Source organism: Agromyces hippuratus (genome assembly GCF_013410355.1).
In the GTDB taxonomy this organism is placed as follows: Bacteria; Actinomycetota; Actinomycetes; order Actinomycetales; family Microbacteriaceae; genus Agromyces; species Agromyces hippuratus.
This window is the reverse complement of the sequence record NZ_JACCFI010000001.1, coordinates 2,474,025-2,488,826: the sequence shown is the minus strand read 5'-3', so window position 1 is coordinate 2,488,826 and position 14,802 is coordinate 2,474,025. Positions and strand designations below refer to the sequence as shown.

Here is a 14,802-nt window from a genome sequence, read left to right as displayed (position 1 = left end):
TCGTTGTTGACTATTCATCTCCTCATCATGTTCCCTTGCTAGAGATCCGAGTTCTGCATCACATGTCCGACTCATCAGCGAAGGAATATGAAACGTATGCGTGCTACACCAGCCCTCAGAAACGGGAAGGCGCGACGCCGGTTGTCCACCGTCGCCGCGGTCTCCCTCGCGGCGTGTCTCGCGATCGGCCCGGCCGCGACCTCGTTCGCGGCACCGGTCGTCGCTGAAGCGAGCCCCTCGGCGTCCGCGAGCGCCGACGCCAAGACGTTGCGCATCGCGACGGCCGGCTTCGTCGACACCTTCAACCCGTTCATCTCGATCTACCTGACGCCGACGAACATCATCCGGTACGTCTACGAGAGCCTCGTGCAGAACGACGCCGAAGACGGCTCCCCGACCGAGGGCCTCGCGGAGAAGTGGGAGGCGAGCCCCGACGGCATGACCTGGACCTTCACCCTGCACGAGGGCATGAAGTGGTCCGACGACGAGCCGATCACCTCCGCCGACGTCAAGTACACCTACGAGTCGATGATGAACGACCCGATGCTCGGCACCGCCAACGGCAACCTCGTGGCGAACTTCGAGAGCGTCGAGACGCCCGACGACCTCACCGTCGTGATCAACCTCAAGACGCCGCAGGCGCCGAACCCCGGCACCGAGATCCCCGTGCTCCCCGAGCACATCTGGTCAGAGGTCGACGACCCCACGACCTTCGCCAACGACGCCGACGTCGTGGGCTCGGGGCCGTACACGCTCGAGAGCTACTCGGCGAACCAGTCGATCACCCTCAAGGCGAACCCCAACTTCTGGCGGGGCGCTCCCAAGATCGACGGCATCCAGTACATCTACTACACGAACTCCGACGCCCAGATCCAGGCGCTGCGCGCCGGCGAGGTCGACCTCGTCACCGGGCTCACCGACACGCAGATGACGGCGCTCGAAGGCGAAGAGGGCATCACGACCCACGCGGGCACGGGCCGTCGCTTCACCTCGCTCAGCGTGAACGCCGGAGCCGAGACGCCCGAGGGCGTCGCCTACGGCACCGGCAGCCCCGCCCTCAAGGAGCCCGCCGTGCGCGAGGCGATCCGCCTCGGCATCGACCAGGAGTCGCTGCTGAAGAACGTGCTGGGCGGCTACGGCGCTCCCGCCACGAGCTTCATCCCGATCGCGTTCGAGAAGTGGCACCTGCCCGACGACGACGAGGCGATCGTGTCATTCGATCCCGACGCCGCGATGGCCAAGCTCGATGACGCGGGCTGGGTCGCCGGCGCCGACGGCATCCGCGAGAAGGACGGCAACCGGCTCTCGATCCGCCTGCTCGCCGACGCCGAGGACATCGTCGAGATGTCGGCGTCCGAGTACCTCGTGCCCTGGATGGCGGACATCGGCGTCGAGCTGAAGCTCGAGACCACCGACAGCGACACCATCTCGGACCGCACGGCGGTCAGCGACTACGACATGTACTTCTCCGGGTGGAGCGTCAACCCCGACCCCGACTACCAGCTCGGCATCAACCTGTGCTCCTCGCGTCCCGACGCTGAGGGCAACGGCGCCACGAGCCAGGACGGCTACTGCAACCCCGAGTTCGACGCCCTCTACGCCGAGCAGCACTCGGAGCTCGACGAGGCCAAGCGCGCCGAGATCGTGCACGACATGCTGCGCATGCACTACGAGGACGTCGCGCAGATCACCCTCTGGTACGGCCAGTCGCTCGAGGCCTACCGCTCCGACCGCTTCACGGGCTTCACCACGCAGCCCGCCGACAACGGCATCATCGCGAACCAGGCCGGCTACTGGGGCTACTACACGGTGGAGCCCGTCGTCGACGAGTCTTCGTCGGCCGCTGAGCAGTCCGGTCCGGGTGCCGCGCTCTGGATCGGCCTCGGCGTGCTCGTCGTCGCCGCCGGTGTCGTCACGATCGTGATCGTGCGACGGCGCAAGACCGCGGGCGACCGCGAGTAGCGTTCTCGCACTGCCCGGTCGGGTGCCGCTCACCGCGGCATCCGACCGGGCGACCGGCACGGGCGCAGGAAGAAGGAGACGGAGCGCAATGACAGACACGATCACCCCCGTGAACGCGGAGGTGCACGACGAGAAGCTCGCGGAGGCATCGCCGACGCGTTCGTCGTTCCTGAGCTACTTCGGCACCAAGCTCGGCGGGGCGCTCATCAGCCTCGTCATGGTCGTGCTGCTCGGCTTCTTCGCGTTCCGAGTGCTGCCGGGCGACCCGGTGCGGCGCATCGCGCAGGAACGCCCGATGAGCCCCGAGCAGATCGCGGAGCTCCGCAGGCAGTACGGCCTCGACAAGCCCGTCACGCAGCAGTTCCTCGACTACCTCGTCAACATCTTCACCGGCAACCTCGGCGAGAGCTACGTGTACCGCACCCCGGTGAGCGAGCTCATCGGGCAGTACCTCGGCCCGACCCTCCTGCTCACCGGCACCTCCGCGATCATCGCGATCGCGCTCGGGCTGTGGCTCGGTCAGCGCGCGGCCTGGCGCAACGGCTCGCTCTTCGACAAGATCGCCACCGGCACCTCGCTCACCCTGTGGTCGGTGCCCACGTTCTGGCTCGCGCTGATCCTCCTCATGATCTTCGGCGGCACCCTGCGCTGGTTCCCGACGGGCGGCATGGTCAGCCCCGGCGTCGAGCCGGGCACCTTCGACTACGTCGTCGACGTCGCCCGCCACATGGTGCTCCCCGTGGTCACGATGGTCGCGGTGGTCTTCGCCCAGTACCTCATGGTCATGCGCGCGTCGCTCCTCGAGGAGAAATCGTCCGACTACCTGACGACCGCGCGCGCGAAGGGTCTGCGCGACGACCTCGTGCGACGCCGGCACGCGGTGCCGAACGCACTGCTGCCCACGGTCACCCTCGTCTTCATGCACATCGGCGGTCTCGTGGCCGGCGCCGTCACGGTCGAGACGGTCTTCTCCTGGCCCGGCCTCGGCAAGCTCACCTACGAGGCCATCAGCGGCCCCGACATGCCCCTGCTGCAGGGCACCTTCGTCGTCTTCTCGACGATCATCATCGTCATGAATCTCATCGCCGACCTCATCTATCGGCAGCTCGACCCGAGAGTGAGGCGCGCATGAGCACCACCGAACAGACACGCCCCGTCGTCCAGATGACGACCCGGCAGGTCGCGAGCCGCCGGCGCCGGGCGTCCGCCGCGAAGCTGTGGCGAGAGTTCCGCTCGAGCGCCTCGGGCATGTCGGGTCTGATCTTCCTCGGCGTCGTGATCCTCCTCGCGATCCTGGCCCCGGTCATCGCCGACCGCTCGATGCTCGACGTCACCCAGCTCACCGATCAGCCGCGCTTCGCGCCGCCGTCGTGGGAGCACCCGATGGGCACCGACCACCAGGGTCGCGAGCTGTGGGTGCGCATGATCTGGGGTGCTCGCACCTCGCTGCTCGTCGGCGTCGCCGCCACGGCGATGTCGATGATCATCGGCACCCTCGTGGGCATGGCCGCCGGCCACTTCACCGGGGTCACCGGCGGCATCATCATGCGATTCGTCGACTTCTTCCTCGTGCTGCCCTCGCTCGTGCTCGCCATCGTGCTCTCGTCGGTGCTGAGCCGGGGCGTGCTCACGATCGTGATCGCGATCGGCGTGACCTCATGGGCGGCCACCGCCCGACTCGTGAGAGCCCAGACGCTCGCGGTCGAGGCCCGCCCGTACGTCGAGCGCTCCCAGGTGCTCGGCGCCGGGCACTGGCACATCATCGGCAAGCACCTCTTCCCCGCCGTGCTGCCGCTCGTGCTCGCCAACACCACGCTCACCGTCGGCTCGGCGATCATCGCCGAATCGACCCTCGCCTTCCTCGGCCTCGGCGACCCCACCCAGCAGTCGTGGGGCACGATCCTGAAGGACTCGATGGACGTCTCGGCCGCGACGAGTGGCTACTGGTGGTACGTCGTCATCCCCGGTCTCGCGATCGTGCTCGTGGTGCTCGCGTTCACCTTGGTCGGGCGGACCTTCGAAGCCATCGTGAACCCCACCCTCAGGAGCCGTTGAGCATGCCCGATCTCGTCTTCGACGACGTTTCCATCACCTATCGCACGGCCGCGTCGCGAGGTCGCGGCGACATCGCCGCCGTGCGCAACGTGAGCCTCTCGCTTCCCGCCGGCGGCACGCTCGGCATCGCCGGCGAGTCGGGCTCGGGCAAGTCGACGCTCGCGATGAGTGCGCTGCGCCTGCTGCCCGACAACGCCGTGATCGACGGCCACGTGCGTGTCGGCGACCGCAGCGTCGCCGAACTGAGCTTCGGCGAGCTGCGTGCCCTGCGCTGGTCGGAGGTCGCGATCGTCTTCCAGGGGGCGATGCACTCGCTGAACCCCGTGCGCACCGTCGGCCAGCAGATCATCGAGGCCCTCGAGCTGCACGTGAAGGACGGGTGGCGCACCGCCGAGGCCCGCAAGGCGCGCCTCGCGGAGCTGATGGACCAGGTCGACCTGCCGATCGCGAAGGCGGCCGCCTACCCGCACGAGCTCTCGGGCGGCCAGAAGCAGCGCATCATGATCGCGATGGCGCTCGCGTGCGAGCCCGACATCATCGTCGCCGACGAGCCGACCACTGCGCTCGACGTGATCGTGCAGGGCCAGATCCTCGAGGTGGTGAAGGACCTCGTGACCCGTCGGGGCATCTCGCTCCTCATGATCAGCCACGACCTCTCGGTGCTCGCCACCGCGTGCGAGCGCATCGCCGTCATGCGCAACGGCGAGCTCGTCGAGGTCGGTGAATCGCAGCAGATCTGCACCGAACCGCGCGAGGCGTACACGAAGCAGCTCGCCGACGCCTTTCCGACGATCGGCGACCCGGCCTCGCGGCTGAAGCCGGTCACGCGCCGCACCGACTCGGTCGCGACGGGCTCGATCGACGCGATCGGCGCACCGGGTGCCTCGGCGCCCGCGCGCACGGCGGCGAACGGCGATGCCGGGGCCACGGGCGAGGTGCTGCTGGAGGCCCGCAACCTCAGCGTGACGTTCCGCTCGCGAGGCAAGAGCGTTCGGGCGGTGCGCGGGGTCGACCTCGAGTGCCGTCAGGGCGAGATCGTCGCCCTCGTCGGGCAGTCGGGCTCGGGCAAGACCACGCTCGCCCGCACGCTCCTCGGCCTCGAGGCGCCCGACCAGGGCGGGCAGGTGCTCTTCCGCGGCAAGCCGCTCGGGCGCTCGACGAAGCGGCTCCGCGAGTTCCGCCGCCAGGTGCAGCTCATCCTGCAGGACCCGTCGGCCGCCCTGAACCCGAAGCTCAGCGTCTACGAGTCGGTCGCCGAGGGGCTCCGCATCCAGCGCTACCCGGGCGACGAGCGCGCGCAGGTCGCCGCGAGCCTCGAGAACGCCGAGCTGATGCCGCCCGAGCACTTCTTCGAGGCCATCCCGCACGAGCTCTCGGGCGGGCAGCGCCAGCGCGTCGTGATCGCGGGCGCCCTCGCGATGAACCCGCAGATGCTCATCGCCGACGAGCCGGTCGCCTCGCTCGACGCCTCGGCGCGAGGCGAGATCCTCGCGCTCCTGCTCCGCCTGCGCGACGAGCTCGGCCTCTCCGCGCTCGTCATCACGCACGACCTCGGACTCGCGTGGAACATCGCCGACACGGTCGCCGTGATGTACCACGGCGAGATCGTCGAGCGGGGTGCCACCGAGACGGTGCTCCTCGACCCGCAGCACGAGTACACGAGGAAGCTGCTCGCCGCGGCACCGAAGATCGTGGGGCGCGAGGGCGTGCTCGAGACGGCCCGGTGATCCGCGAGTGACCGTCCACGAGAACGCCCCGCTCTCGGGCCTGCGCTGGGTCGTCGTCACGGGCGACCGCGAGACGGTCTTCCGCGAGCTCGGCGCGCACTTCGCCGAGCGCATCCGCGACATCCGCTCGCGCGCCGACGCCCAGTGGTCGGCGCTCATGAGCCGTGTCGAGCAGGAGGCCGTCGGCGAGCGCATGCGGCGCATCGAGGCGTCCACGCGCCGGCTCTGCCCGGTCGAGTCGCGTGAGCTCGACCTCCTCGCCGAGGGCGCGGGCGTGCCCGCGTTCGACCTGTGGGTCTACAACCTCCGCGGCGATCTCGGCAGGGACGGCACCGGGTGCAGCGACGTGTCGCTCGCGACATCCGATGCCCTCGTCGTCGGCCACAACGAGGACGGCGCGGCCGACTCGGCCGACGACGTCTGCCTCGTCACCCTCGTCGTCGAGGGCGACCCGAGCATGACGGTCGTCTGGTATCCGGGCTTCCTGCCCGCCAACTCCTTCGTCGCGACCGAGGCGGGCACGGTATGGGGCCTCGACCACCTGCCCGTCGTCGATCCCGATGCGAACGGCGCCGGCCGGCACTTCGTCGCCCGGCACGCGCAACGGAGCCGCTCGGGTCGCGAGGCGATCGACCGCGTCCGGTCGGTGCCGTGCGCCGGCGGCTTCTCGTTCAACATCGGCGACCGCGAGACCGGTCGGGCGCTCATGATCGAGAACGCCGCGGGCGTCGTCGTGACGACGGATGCCTCGGCCGACGCCCCCTGCCTCTGGCACACGAACCACCTGCGGTTCGTCGGCGAACCGGGGCCGGGCATGCAGCCGGCGGCGGGAGACGAGTCGCTCGTCGAGAGCCGCACCCGCGGTGAACGCCTGAGCGGGCAGCTCGACGAACGGCGGGCCGGCCGGCCGGGCGCCGTGCTCGACGCGGAGTCGGTGTTCGCGGCGCTCCGGTCCGACGGCGTGCTGAACCGTTCGACCGGCCTCTGGACCTTCACGACGACGGTGGCCGATCTGGCGAACGACCGCATCGTCGTGCAGGGGCGCGGCGAGCCGACGACCATGGCGCTCGGTGCCTTCGCGGCCGGACGCGTGCTCGAGGCCGAGGCGCGGGCATGACGCAGGGCGGAACGGGGGAGCGCATGGAGTTCGCGACGGGATCGGGCATCACCTGGTCGGCCAAGGCGGTCGACCTCGACTCGGGCCACGTGCTCTTCGAGCAGGGCGAGCACCTCGCCCTCGACACCGCGAGCATCGGCAAGGTGTTCCTGCTGCACACGGTGCTCGAACTCGAGCAGCGCGGCGAGCTGCGACTCGACGAGCCGGTGACCCGCCGCCCGAGCGAGTGGATGGACAACTCGGGGCTCTGGTACCTGCTGCAGGCCGACACGCTCAGCATCTACGACCTCTGCGCCCTCATCGGCGCGGTGAGCGACAACGCGGCCACGAACACCATGTGCCGCCGGGTCGGCCTCGACGCGGTGCACGCGTCGACCGCGGCCCTCGGCTACACCGACTCCTCGCTCGACGACATCGTGCGCTGGCCGATCCCCACGGGCTTCCCGCCGAACCTCTCGACGGGCACCGCCCGAGAGCTCACCGACTTCGTCGCTCGGGTCGCGAAGAACGAGGTGCTGACCGAGGCCGGGTGCGACACCCTGCGCCGATGGCTCGGCGCGGGCATGGACTGCTCGATGGTGGCGTCGGCCTGGGGGCTCGACCCGCTCGCGCACTACTTCTACGACCGCGACATCTGGATGTGGAACAAGACCGGCACGACGAGCCGCGTGCGCGGCGACGTCGGCGTGGCGATGTCGCCGCAGCGCCGAGTGGCGTACTCGGTGCTCGCGAACTGGGAGCGGGGATCCGATCACCGCGACGAGGCGCTCGCGACGATGCGCGAGGCCGGCGACGTCATCCGCGACCACCTGCTGCACGGCTGAGGCGGGGGATCTCATGGCACGGCACGTGCAGTTCAGCGCGGTGCGCGGGGCGACCGGGTTCTCCCGGGGCGCCCACGCGGGCACCGTCGTCGACGACTCGGCACGCCTGAGGCCGGCGCGTGCGGATGAAGCCGACTCGTCGTCGTCACCGTCGTCGTCACCGTCGTCGTCACCGTCGTCGTCACCGTCGACGAGCCGGTGGGCCTCCGATGCCGTCGAGGTGCCGTTCCCGGCGACCGAGGCGATCCTGTCGTGGCACGCGATCACCCCTCCGGGCACGTGGATCGAACTCGAGCTCAGCGCCAGGATCGCCGACGGGTCGTGGAGCGCCTGGTTCGTGCTGGCTCGGTGGGCGGAGCGCGACGATGCACCGGGGGGCGTCCGTCGCACGTCGGTGCCGGGGCAGCGGGACACCGATGCATCCGTGCACGCCGACACCTTCGTCGCCGCCGAGGGCCGGGCGTTCACGGCGTACCGGCTTCGCGCGACCTTCGCCCGCGGTGACGACGCCCGCGCCGACGCATCGCTCGTGATGGTGGGGGCGATGGTCTCTACGATCGACGACCCGACGCCCGGGTCCCAGCCGGCGCGCGACCGGCACGGGAACGGGCACGGGCACGACGGCGTCGACCGGGGCGGCGCCCGCGGCCTCGCGCTCGACGTGCCGCGGTTCTCGCAGCAACTGCACCGCGGGGCGCGCCTCGAACTCGGCGGGGGCGGCGAGGCCTGGTGCTCGCCGACCTCGACCGCCATGGTGCTCGGCTTCTGGGGCCGGCTGCCCTCCGAGCAGGCTCTCGCCGGCATCGAGGCGCCGAACGGCGACCCCCAGGTCGTCTGGGCAGCCGACGGCTGCTACGACCACGGGTACGCCGGCACGGGCAACTGGTCGTTCAACGCCGCGTTCGCCGCACGGAACGGGCTCGAGTCGTTCGTCACCCGGTTGCGCTCGCTCGACGAGGCCGAACGGTTCATCGCCGCAGGCATCCCGCTCGTCGCCTCGGTCGCGTTCACGCGCGACGAGCTCCCCGAGGCGGGTTACGTGACCGAGGGGCACCTGCTCGTCATCGCGGGGTTCACCGTCGACGGCGACGTCGTCGTGAACGACCCCGCGGCGCCTGAGAACGCGGCCGTTCGGCGGAGCTATCCGCGCGCGGCCTTCGAACGCGCCTGGCTGCGGAGCGCCGGCGGCAGCGGCGGCGTGGTCTACGTGATGCGCCCCGCCGACGTGCCGCTGCCGGCTGCGCCCGGTGAGGAACGCAACTGGTGAGCGGGGATCAGCGGGCGAGCAGGGCCGTGAGCAGCTCGATGCGCTCTCGCAGCGATGAGAGCAGCAGGTGCTCGGTCACCGCGTGGGCGCCGCCGCCGCGGGGGCCGAATCCGTCGATCGTCGCGACACCGAGCGAGCCGACGAGGTTCGTGTCGCCGGCACCTGCTGCGGGCCGGCCGCTCGCCGACTGCCCCAGAGCGGATGCCGCGCGCCCCACTTCCTCGAGCAGCTCCTCGTCGCCCGCGCCCGCCTGCCACGCCGGGCGGCTCGTCAGCACGACCGTGCGCACGACCGCACCGGAACGGATCGGGTCGAGCCGGGCGAGCGCGTCGAGCACGTGTCGCTCCGATCCGGCGTCGACGAAGCGGAGTCCGATCTCGGCGGAGGCCGCATCGGGCACGACGTTCGCCCTCGCGCCGCCCGAGACGGTGCCGACGTTGCAGAGCACCGGGGTGGTCGCGGAGGCCTCGGCGACGATCCCGCGCACGACGAGCAACTGGTCGACGAGCTCGTCGATGGCCGAGACGCCGTTCTCCGGGTCGAGCGCGGCGTGCGCCGCCCTGCCCTCGACCTCGAGCCGCAGCCGCGTGCTGCCCGCGCGCCCGACCTTGAACGCGCCGTCGGGGTGCGGCGACTCGAAGCCGATGACGCCGGCGACGCCGTCGAGCGCCGTCCGCACGAGCTCCTGCGAGGTGGGCGAGCCGACCTCCTCGTCGCAGTTGACGAGGATCCGCACCGCGCGCCTCGGTCGATCCCGCAGGATCTCGAGCGCCGCGAGCATGATCACGAGCCCGCTCTTCATGTCGAAGACGCCCGGGCCGCGCACGACGTCGCCGTCGACCGACCACGGCACGTCTCCGGCCAGTGCGCCGTGGTCCCACACCGTGTCGGAGTGGCCGAGCAGCAGGAGCGGAGCCGCATCAGTCGAGCCGGGAACCTCGATGACGAGGTGCGTGCCCGCCTCGGTGACGACGGCCCGCACCTCGCTCGCGAGCGGCTCGAACCACTCCGTGAGCACCCGGGCGATGCTCGCGCTCGCCGCCGCGTCGAGCGAAGGGGTCTCGATGCGGACGAGCTGCTCCAGGCGCTCGAGCACCGTGTGCCACGCGGCATCCACCGCTGCCCCGACCTCTGCTGGCGTCATGTCGCTCCTTGTCGAAGATATGAAGCATATGGTAGCAACACCGTCGAGCCGTGGTCGAAGAATTCCGGGCGAAACGCACGATGATTTCGCTGGACGTGTCAATTATATGATTCGTATAATGAACAGCGTGACCGAAGCGCAGGCGCGAGACCGTGGGGCGGGCGAGATGCTCACCACCCATGAGCTCTCGAAGTACGAAGACTTCCAGCAGGCGAGTGCGCTGTACCGACGCGTCTTCGGATACTCCTCGGAGGAGCTCGCGCTGAACAGCAACCTGCTGAGCGCGCTCGTGCGGAACGGCGGGTCGGCGATCGGCGTGCGGTCGGCCGACGGCGAGCTCATCGGCTTCGCATACGGATTCCTCGGGTCCGACGAGTCGGGCGTCTTCCACTATTCGCAGGCCGCGGTGGTCGAGCAGCACGCGCAGGGCCGCGGCGTCGGACGGCTGCTCAAGCTGCGCCAGCGAGAGGTCGTGCTCGCCTCGGGGGTCTCGACGATGCGCTGGGCGTTCGACCCCGCCCTGGGGCGCAACGCCCACTTCAACTTCGACATCCTCGGGGCGCACAGCGCCGCATTCGTGCGCGACTACTACGGGCGCCCCGGCACCGACCGGCTGCTCGTCGACTGGCCGCTGGCGACAGGCGCCGACCCCTACGCCGAGGCCCGCGCCGAGCGAGCCCCTGCCTCGCTCGCGGGTGCCGAGCCGGGTGCGGCGATCGCGCACGGGGACGGCCGGTGGGTGGTCGTCCCGAACGGCGAAGCGGGCACGGCCCGGCTGCACGACACGATGCAGCACCTGCACGAGCAGGGCTTCGTGCTCGTGAGCTGCCGGCGCATCGATTCGGGTGCATCGGCCTACCTCGCCGTGCCGGCCACGGCAGGCGGGCGGCACCGATGACGATGCAGGCGCGCAGCGACGAACAGCTCGAGCACGAACAGCTCGAGCACGAACTCAACCGCACGCTGAGCTCGCCCGAGGCGCGGTTCGGCATGCGCATGCGCAAGAACCTCTCTGCCGAGGGGCTCCAGGACCGCGTGATGGAGACCGAGGCGGCCTCGCTCGAGAGCACCTTCGCGCACCTCCGGGCGAGCGCGGCCGTGCCGCAGGCAGCCGCGATCATCCTCGGTTCGCGGCGCAAGTTCATCGCCGGTGCGGGCAAGTCGGCGGCGTACGCCGCGCTCTTGAACGCCGACCTCGCCGCGACGGTGCCGAACGTCTACCTGATCGACGGGCATGCGCTGAACCCGCTCGACGTGCTCAGCGACGTGCGCTCGACCGACGTGCTCATCCTCTTCTCGCTGCGCCGCTACCGCCGCGAGACGGTCACGCTCGGCCGGCTCTTCAGCGAGGCGGGCGGTCAGCTCGTCGTCTTCACCGACAGCGACGAGGCCCCGCTCGCGCCGTTCGCGACCTCGCTCATCGTGCTGCAGACCGGATCCGCGTCGTATGCCGACTCGCCGACCTCGGTCGCCGCCGTCTGCCACCTGCTCAGCACGCTCACGACCGCGAGCGCCAAGGGCGCCCGCCGCCGGCTGGCGACGCGCGACGAGCTGAACCACGAGATGAACCTGTACTTCGACCACCGGAACGACGAGGACGCACCATGAGGGTCACCCGCATCGAACTCTTCCAGGTGAGCCTGCCCCTCGTGCACGGCTTCCAGACGAGCTCGCACCGCAAGACCGGCCTCGAGCACATCCTCGTGCGGTTCACCGACGACGCCGGTGCCATCGGATGGGGCGAGATCGCCTCGCCGAGCGACCCGTACTTCACGGCTGAGAACACCGAGACGGCCTGGTCGATCGCGACCCGCTACCTCGTGCCGCTCGTGATCGATGCCGAGTGGCAGCACCCGAGCGAGGTCGACGCACTCTGGCAGAAGATCCGCGGCCACGAGTTCACGAAGGCGGGCTTCGCCGGGGCGGCGTGGGATCTCTGGTCGAGGTCGCGCGGCATCCCGCTGGCCGAGGCGCTCGGCGGCACCCGCACCGAGGTCGCCGCCGGCGTCTCGCTCGGCATCGAACCGACCATCGACGAACTGCTCGCGCAGGTGGCGGTGCAGCTCGACGCCGGCTACGGCCGGGTCAAGCTGAAGATCGCACCGGGCTGGGACCTCGACCCCGTGCGCGAGGTGCGCCGTGCATTCCCCGACCTCCTGATGCACGTCGATGCGAACGGCGCCTACGCGAGCGACGACGACACGATCGCCCGCCTGGCCGGGTTCGACGCCGAGTCGCTCAGCATGATCGAGCAGCCCTTCGCGCCCGGCGACTTCGTAGGTCATGCGCGCCTGCAGGAGCGCATCGAGACGCCGGTCTGCCTCGACGAGTCCGTCGTGCGGCTCGACGACCTGCGCACCATGATCGCGCTCGGTTCCGGCCGGGTGCTGAACATCAAGGTCTCCCGCATGGGCGGTCTGACGGTCGCCAAGGCCGCGCACGACCTCGCCGGCGACGCGGGCATCCCGGTGTGGTGCGGCGGCATGCACGAGTTCGGCATCGGGCGGGCCGCGAACCTCGCCCTCTCCTCCCTCGAGCACTTCAGCTACCCCTCGGATGTCTCGGGGTCCGACAAGTACTACGCACGCGACGTGATCGTGCCGGCCGTGACCGCACGCGACGGCATCGTGAAGGTGCCGACGGGCCCCGGCATCGGCTTCGAGGTCGATCCGGCCTGGATCGAGCAGAACCTCGAGCGCCGCTTCGACTCCGATGAGCGCGCCGCGCCGAACGACACGCGAGCCGGGGCGTCCGCTGCCGTGCTCGTCATGGTCGACGACGCGGCCGAGGGCGGCCCGGTCACGCCGACCCCCTTCCGTTTCGCCGACCTCGACGCGCCGCAGCTCGACGTGCGCGACCTGAGCGCGACGCGCGGCGACGGCATCTTCGAGACGCTCGGCGTGCACCGCGGCCGTCCGCAGGCGATCGAGGAGCACTTGCAGCGCTTCGCCCGCTCCGCGGCGATGCTCGACCTGCCCGCGCCGAAGCTCGACGTGTGGCGCGACGCCATCCACGCTGCGATCGCAGCGCACGACAGCCCCGCCGACGGCTTCGTCAAGTTCGTGATGACGCGCGGAGTCGAGGGCGCCGGCGTGCCGGTGGGCTGGGTCCACCTCGCCGACGCCGCCGACTTCACCGTGCCGCGCGAGCAGGGCGTCGCCGTCGTCACGCTCGACCGCGGGTACCGCCGCGACGTCGCGCGCACCTCGCCGTGGCTGCTGCAGGGGGCGAAGTCGCTGTCGTACGCGGTCAACAAGTCGGTGCTGCGCGAAGCGGCGCGGCGCGGGGCCGCCGACGTCATCTTCACGAGCAGCGACGGCTTCGTGCTCGAAGGGCCCTCGTCGACGGTGCTGCTGCGGTTCGGCGATCGCTTCGTCTCCCCGCCGAGCGACGACGGCATCCTCGCCGGCACCACCCTCGCGAGTGCGATCGAACTGCTCGCCGAGCTCGGCCACGAGACGCATCGCGAGCCCGTGCGCGTCGAGCAGTTGCCTTCGGCCGACGACATCTGGCTGCTCTCGAGCACGCGCTCGGCCGTCGCCGTCGCCGAACTCGACGGCGTGCAGCGCGCCTTCGACGCCGAACTGACGGCCCGGCTCCAGACCCACCTGATCTCCCGAGACCACTGAGGACGGCGACATGCAGTACGAGCGATTCGAGATCCCCGTCTTCGACGGGCACAACGACCTGCCGTGGACGGCGCGCGCGGAGCGCGGGTACTCGGTCGAGGGGCTCGACGGCACCGAGCTGACGCACCACACCGACATCCCGAAGCTGCGCGAGGGCGGGGTCGCCGGCCAGTTCTGGTCGGTCTGGGTCGACTCGGCGATCGAGGGGGCTGCCGCCGTGCGCGCGACGCTCGAGCAGATCGACTTCGTGCACCGCATGGCCGCCCGGTACCCCGAGACGTTCGAGCTCGCGACGACCGCCGCGACGGCGCGTCGCGCGATGGCCGCGGGCCGGATCGCCTCGATGATCGGCGTCGAGGGCGGCGGCCAGATCGACGGCTCGCTCGCGGTGCTGCGCGAGTACGCCAGGCTCGGCGCGCGCTACCTGACGCTCACCTGGACCTCGACGAGCGACTGGGCGGACTCCGCGACCGATGAGGCACGGCACGGCGGGCTCACCGAGTTCGGTCGGGAGGTCGTGACGGAGATGAACCGCATCGGCATGCTCGTCGACCTCGCGCACGTCTCGGTCGCCACGGCCGATGCGGCGCTCGACACCTCGACCCGGCCGACGCTCGTCAGCCATTCGAGCGCCGCTGCCCTGAACCCGCATCCGCGGAACATGCCCGACCGCGTCATCCGCCGGGTCGCCGACGGCGGCGGCGTCTACATGGTCACCTTCGTGCCCTCGTTCCTCACGGCCGACCGCCGCGCCTGGGTCGACGCGGGGGAGACGGGACCGAAGCCTCCGGTCACCGTCGCCGACGCGGCCGACCACGTCGAGCACGTGCGCAACGTCGCGGGCATCGAGGGCGTCGGCCTCGGCGGCGACTACGACGGCACCGACGACATGCCCGACGGGCTCGACGACGTCTCGGGCTACCCGGTGCTGTTCGCCGAGCTGGCCCGCCGCGGCTGGACCGAGGACGAGCTGCGCAAGCTCGGCACCGAGAACGTGCTGCGCGTGGTCGCGGCATCCGATGACGACTACCTGGGATTCACGGGTGCCGGCGCGAGCCGACCCGTCGAGAAGTGAGA

The 14,802-nt window shown here is 70.8% G+C and carries 12 protein-coding genes; 11 read left to right on the top strand and 1 reads right to left on the bottom strand.

What is annotated here, in order from left to right:
* Positions 1-141 precede the first annotated feature (141 nt).
* The 7 genes from BJY17_RS11610 (at position 142) to BJY17_RS11580 (ending at position 8,952) form a co-directional block, all read left to right on the top strand.
* Positions 142-1,962: an ABC transporter substrate-binding protein gene (locus BJY17_RS11610; RefSeq protein ID WP_246303720.1), complete on the top strand. Its 1,821-nt coding sequence runs from the start codon at positions 142-144 to the stop codon at positions 1,960-1,962.
* 88 nt (positions 1,963-2,050) lie between these two features.
* Positions 2,051-3,094, top strand: a complete 1,044-nt coding sequence (locus tag BJY17_RS11605) for an ABC transporter permease (protein WP_179551488.1) — start codon at positions 2,051-2,053, stop codon at positions 3,092-3,094.
* Positions 3,091-4,017 (top strand): ABC transporter permease, encoded by a 927-nt coding sequence (locus BJY17_RS11600; RefSeq protein ID WP_246303719.1) that lies wholly within the window; start codon positions 3,091-3,093, stop codon positions 4,015-4,017. The genes BJY17_RS11605 and BJY17_RS11600 overlap by 4 nt, the downstream gene beginning before the upstream one ends.
* Positions 4,018-4,019: 2 nt before the next feature.
* Positions 4,020-5,744, top strand: a complete 1,725-nt coding sequence (locus tag BJY17_RS11595; protein WP_179551487.1) for an ATP-binding cassette domain-containing protein — start codon at positions 4,020-4,022, stop codon at positions 5,742-5,744.
* Positions 5,745-5,751: 7 nt separating this feature from the next.
* Positions 5,752-6,861, top strand: coding sequence for a C45 family autoproteolytic acyltransferase/hydolase (locus BJY17_RS11590; RefSeq protein WP_179551486.1), 1,110 nt, complete (start codon positions 5,752-5,754; stop codon positions 6,859-6,861).
* The gene (locus BJY17_RS11585; RefSeq protein WP_246303717.1) at positions 6,858-7,685 is read left to right on the top strand and encodes a serine hydrolase; all 828 of its coding nucleotides are present in this window, start codon (positions 6,858-6,860) and stop codon (positions 7,683-7,685) included. Before BJY17_RS11590 ends, BJY17_RS11585 begins: the two co-directional genes overlap by 4 nt.
* 13 nt (positions 7,686-7,698) lie before the next feature.
* Positions 7,699-8,952 (top strand): peptidase C39 family protein, encoded by a 1,254-nt coding sequence (locus tag BJY17_RS11580; protein WP_179551485.1) that lies wholly within the window; start codon positions 7,699-7,701, stop codon positions 8,950-8,952.
* Positions 8,953-8,959: 7 nt separating this feature from the next.
* On the opposite strand, the gene BJY17_RS11575 is transcribed toward BJY17_RS11580, so the two are convergent.
* The gene (locus BJY17_RS11575; protein ID WP_179551484.1) at positions 8,960-10,096 is read right to left on the bottom strand and encodes a M20/M25/M40 family metallo-hydrolase; all 1,137 of its coding nucleotides are present in this window, start codon (positions 10,094-10,096) and stop codon (positions 8,960-8,962) included.
* A 127-nt stretch (positions 10,097-10,223) separates the two neighbouring features.
* Here BJY17_RS11575 and BJY17_RS11570 point away from each other — a divergent pair, with 127 nt between their 5' ends.
* Genes BJY17_RS11570 through BJY17_RS11555 form a run of 4 tightly spaced genes read left to right on the top strand, consistent with a single transcriptional unit; the run spans position 10,224 to position 14,800 of the window.
* The gene (locus BJY17_RS11570) at positions 10,224-10,994 is read left to right on the top strand and encodes a GNAT family N-acetyltransferase (RefSeq protein ID WP_179551483.1); all 771 of its coding nucleotides are present in this window, start codon (positions 10,224-10,226) and stop codon (positions 10,992-10,994) included.
* On the top strand, positions 10,991-11,704 hold the full coding sequence (locus BJY17_RS11565) for a MurR/RpiR family transcriptional regulator (RefSeq protein ID WP_246303716.1): 714 nt from the start codon (positions 10,991-10,993) through the stop codon (positions 11,702-11,704). Before BJY17_RS11570 ends, BJY17_RS11565 begins: the two co-directional genes overlap by 4 nt.
* Complete coding sequence (gene menC, locus BJY17_RS18565) at positions 11,701-13,725, top strand: o-succinylbenzoate synthase (protein WP_179551482.1); 2,025 nt, start codon at positions 11,701-11,703, stop codon at positions 13,723-13,725. Before BJY17_RS11565 ends, menC begins: the two co-directional genes overlap by 4 nt.
* A 10-nt stretch (positions 13,726-13,735) precedes the next feature.
* Positions 13,736-14,800 carry a dipeptidase gene (locus BJY17_RS11555; RefSeq protein ID WP_179551481.1) on the top strand — a complete coding sequence of 355 codons (1,065 nt, stop codon included), beginning with the start codon at positions 13,736-13,738 and terminating at the stop codon, positions 14,798-14,800.
* The last annotated feature ends 2 nt before the right edge of the window (positions 14,801-14,802 follow it).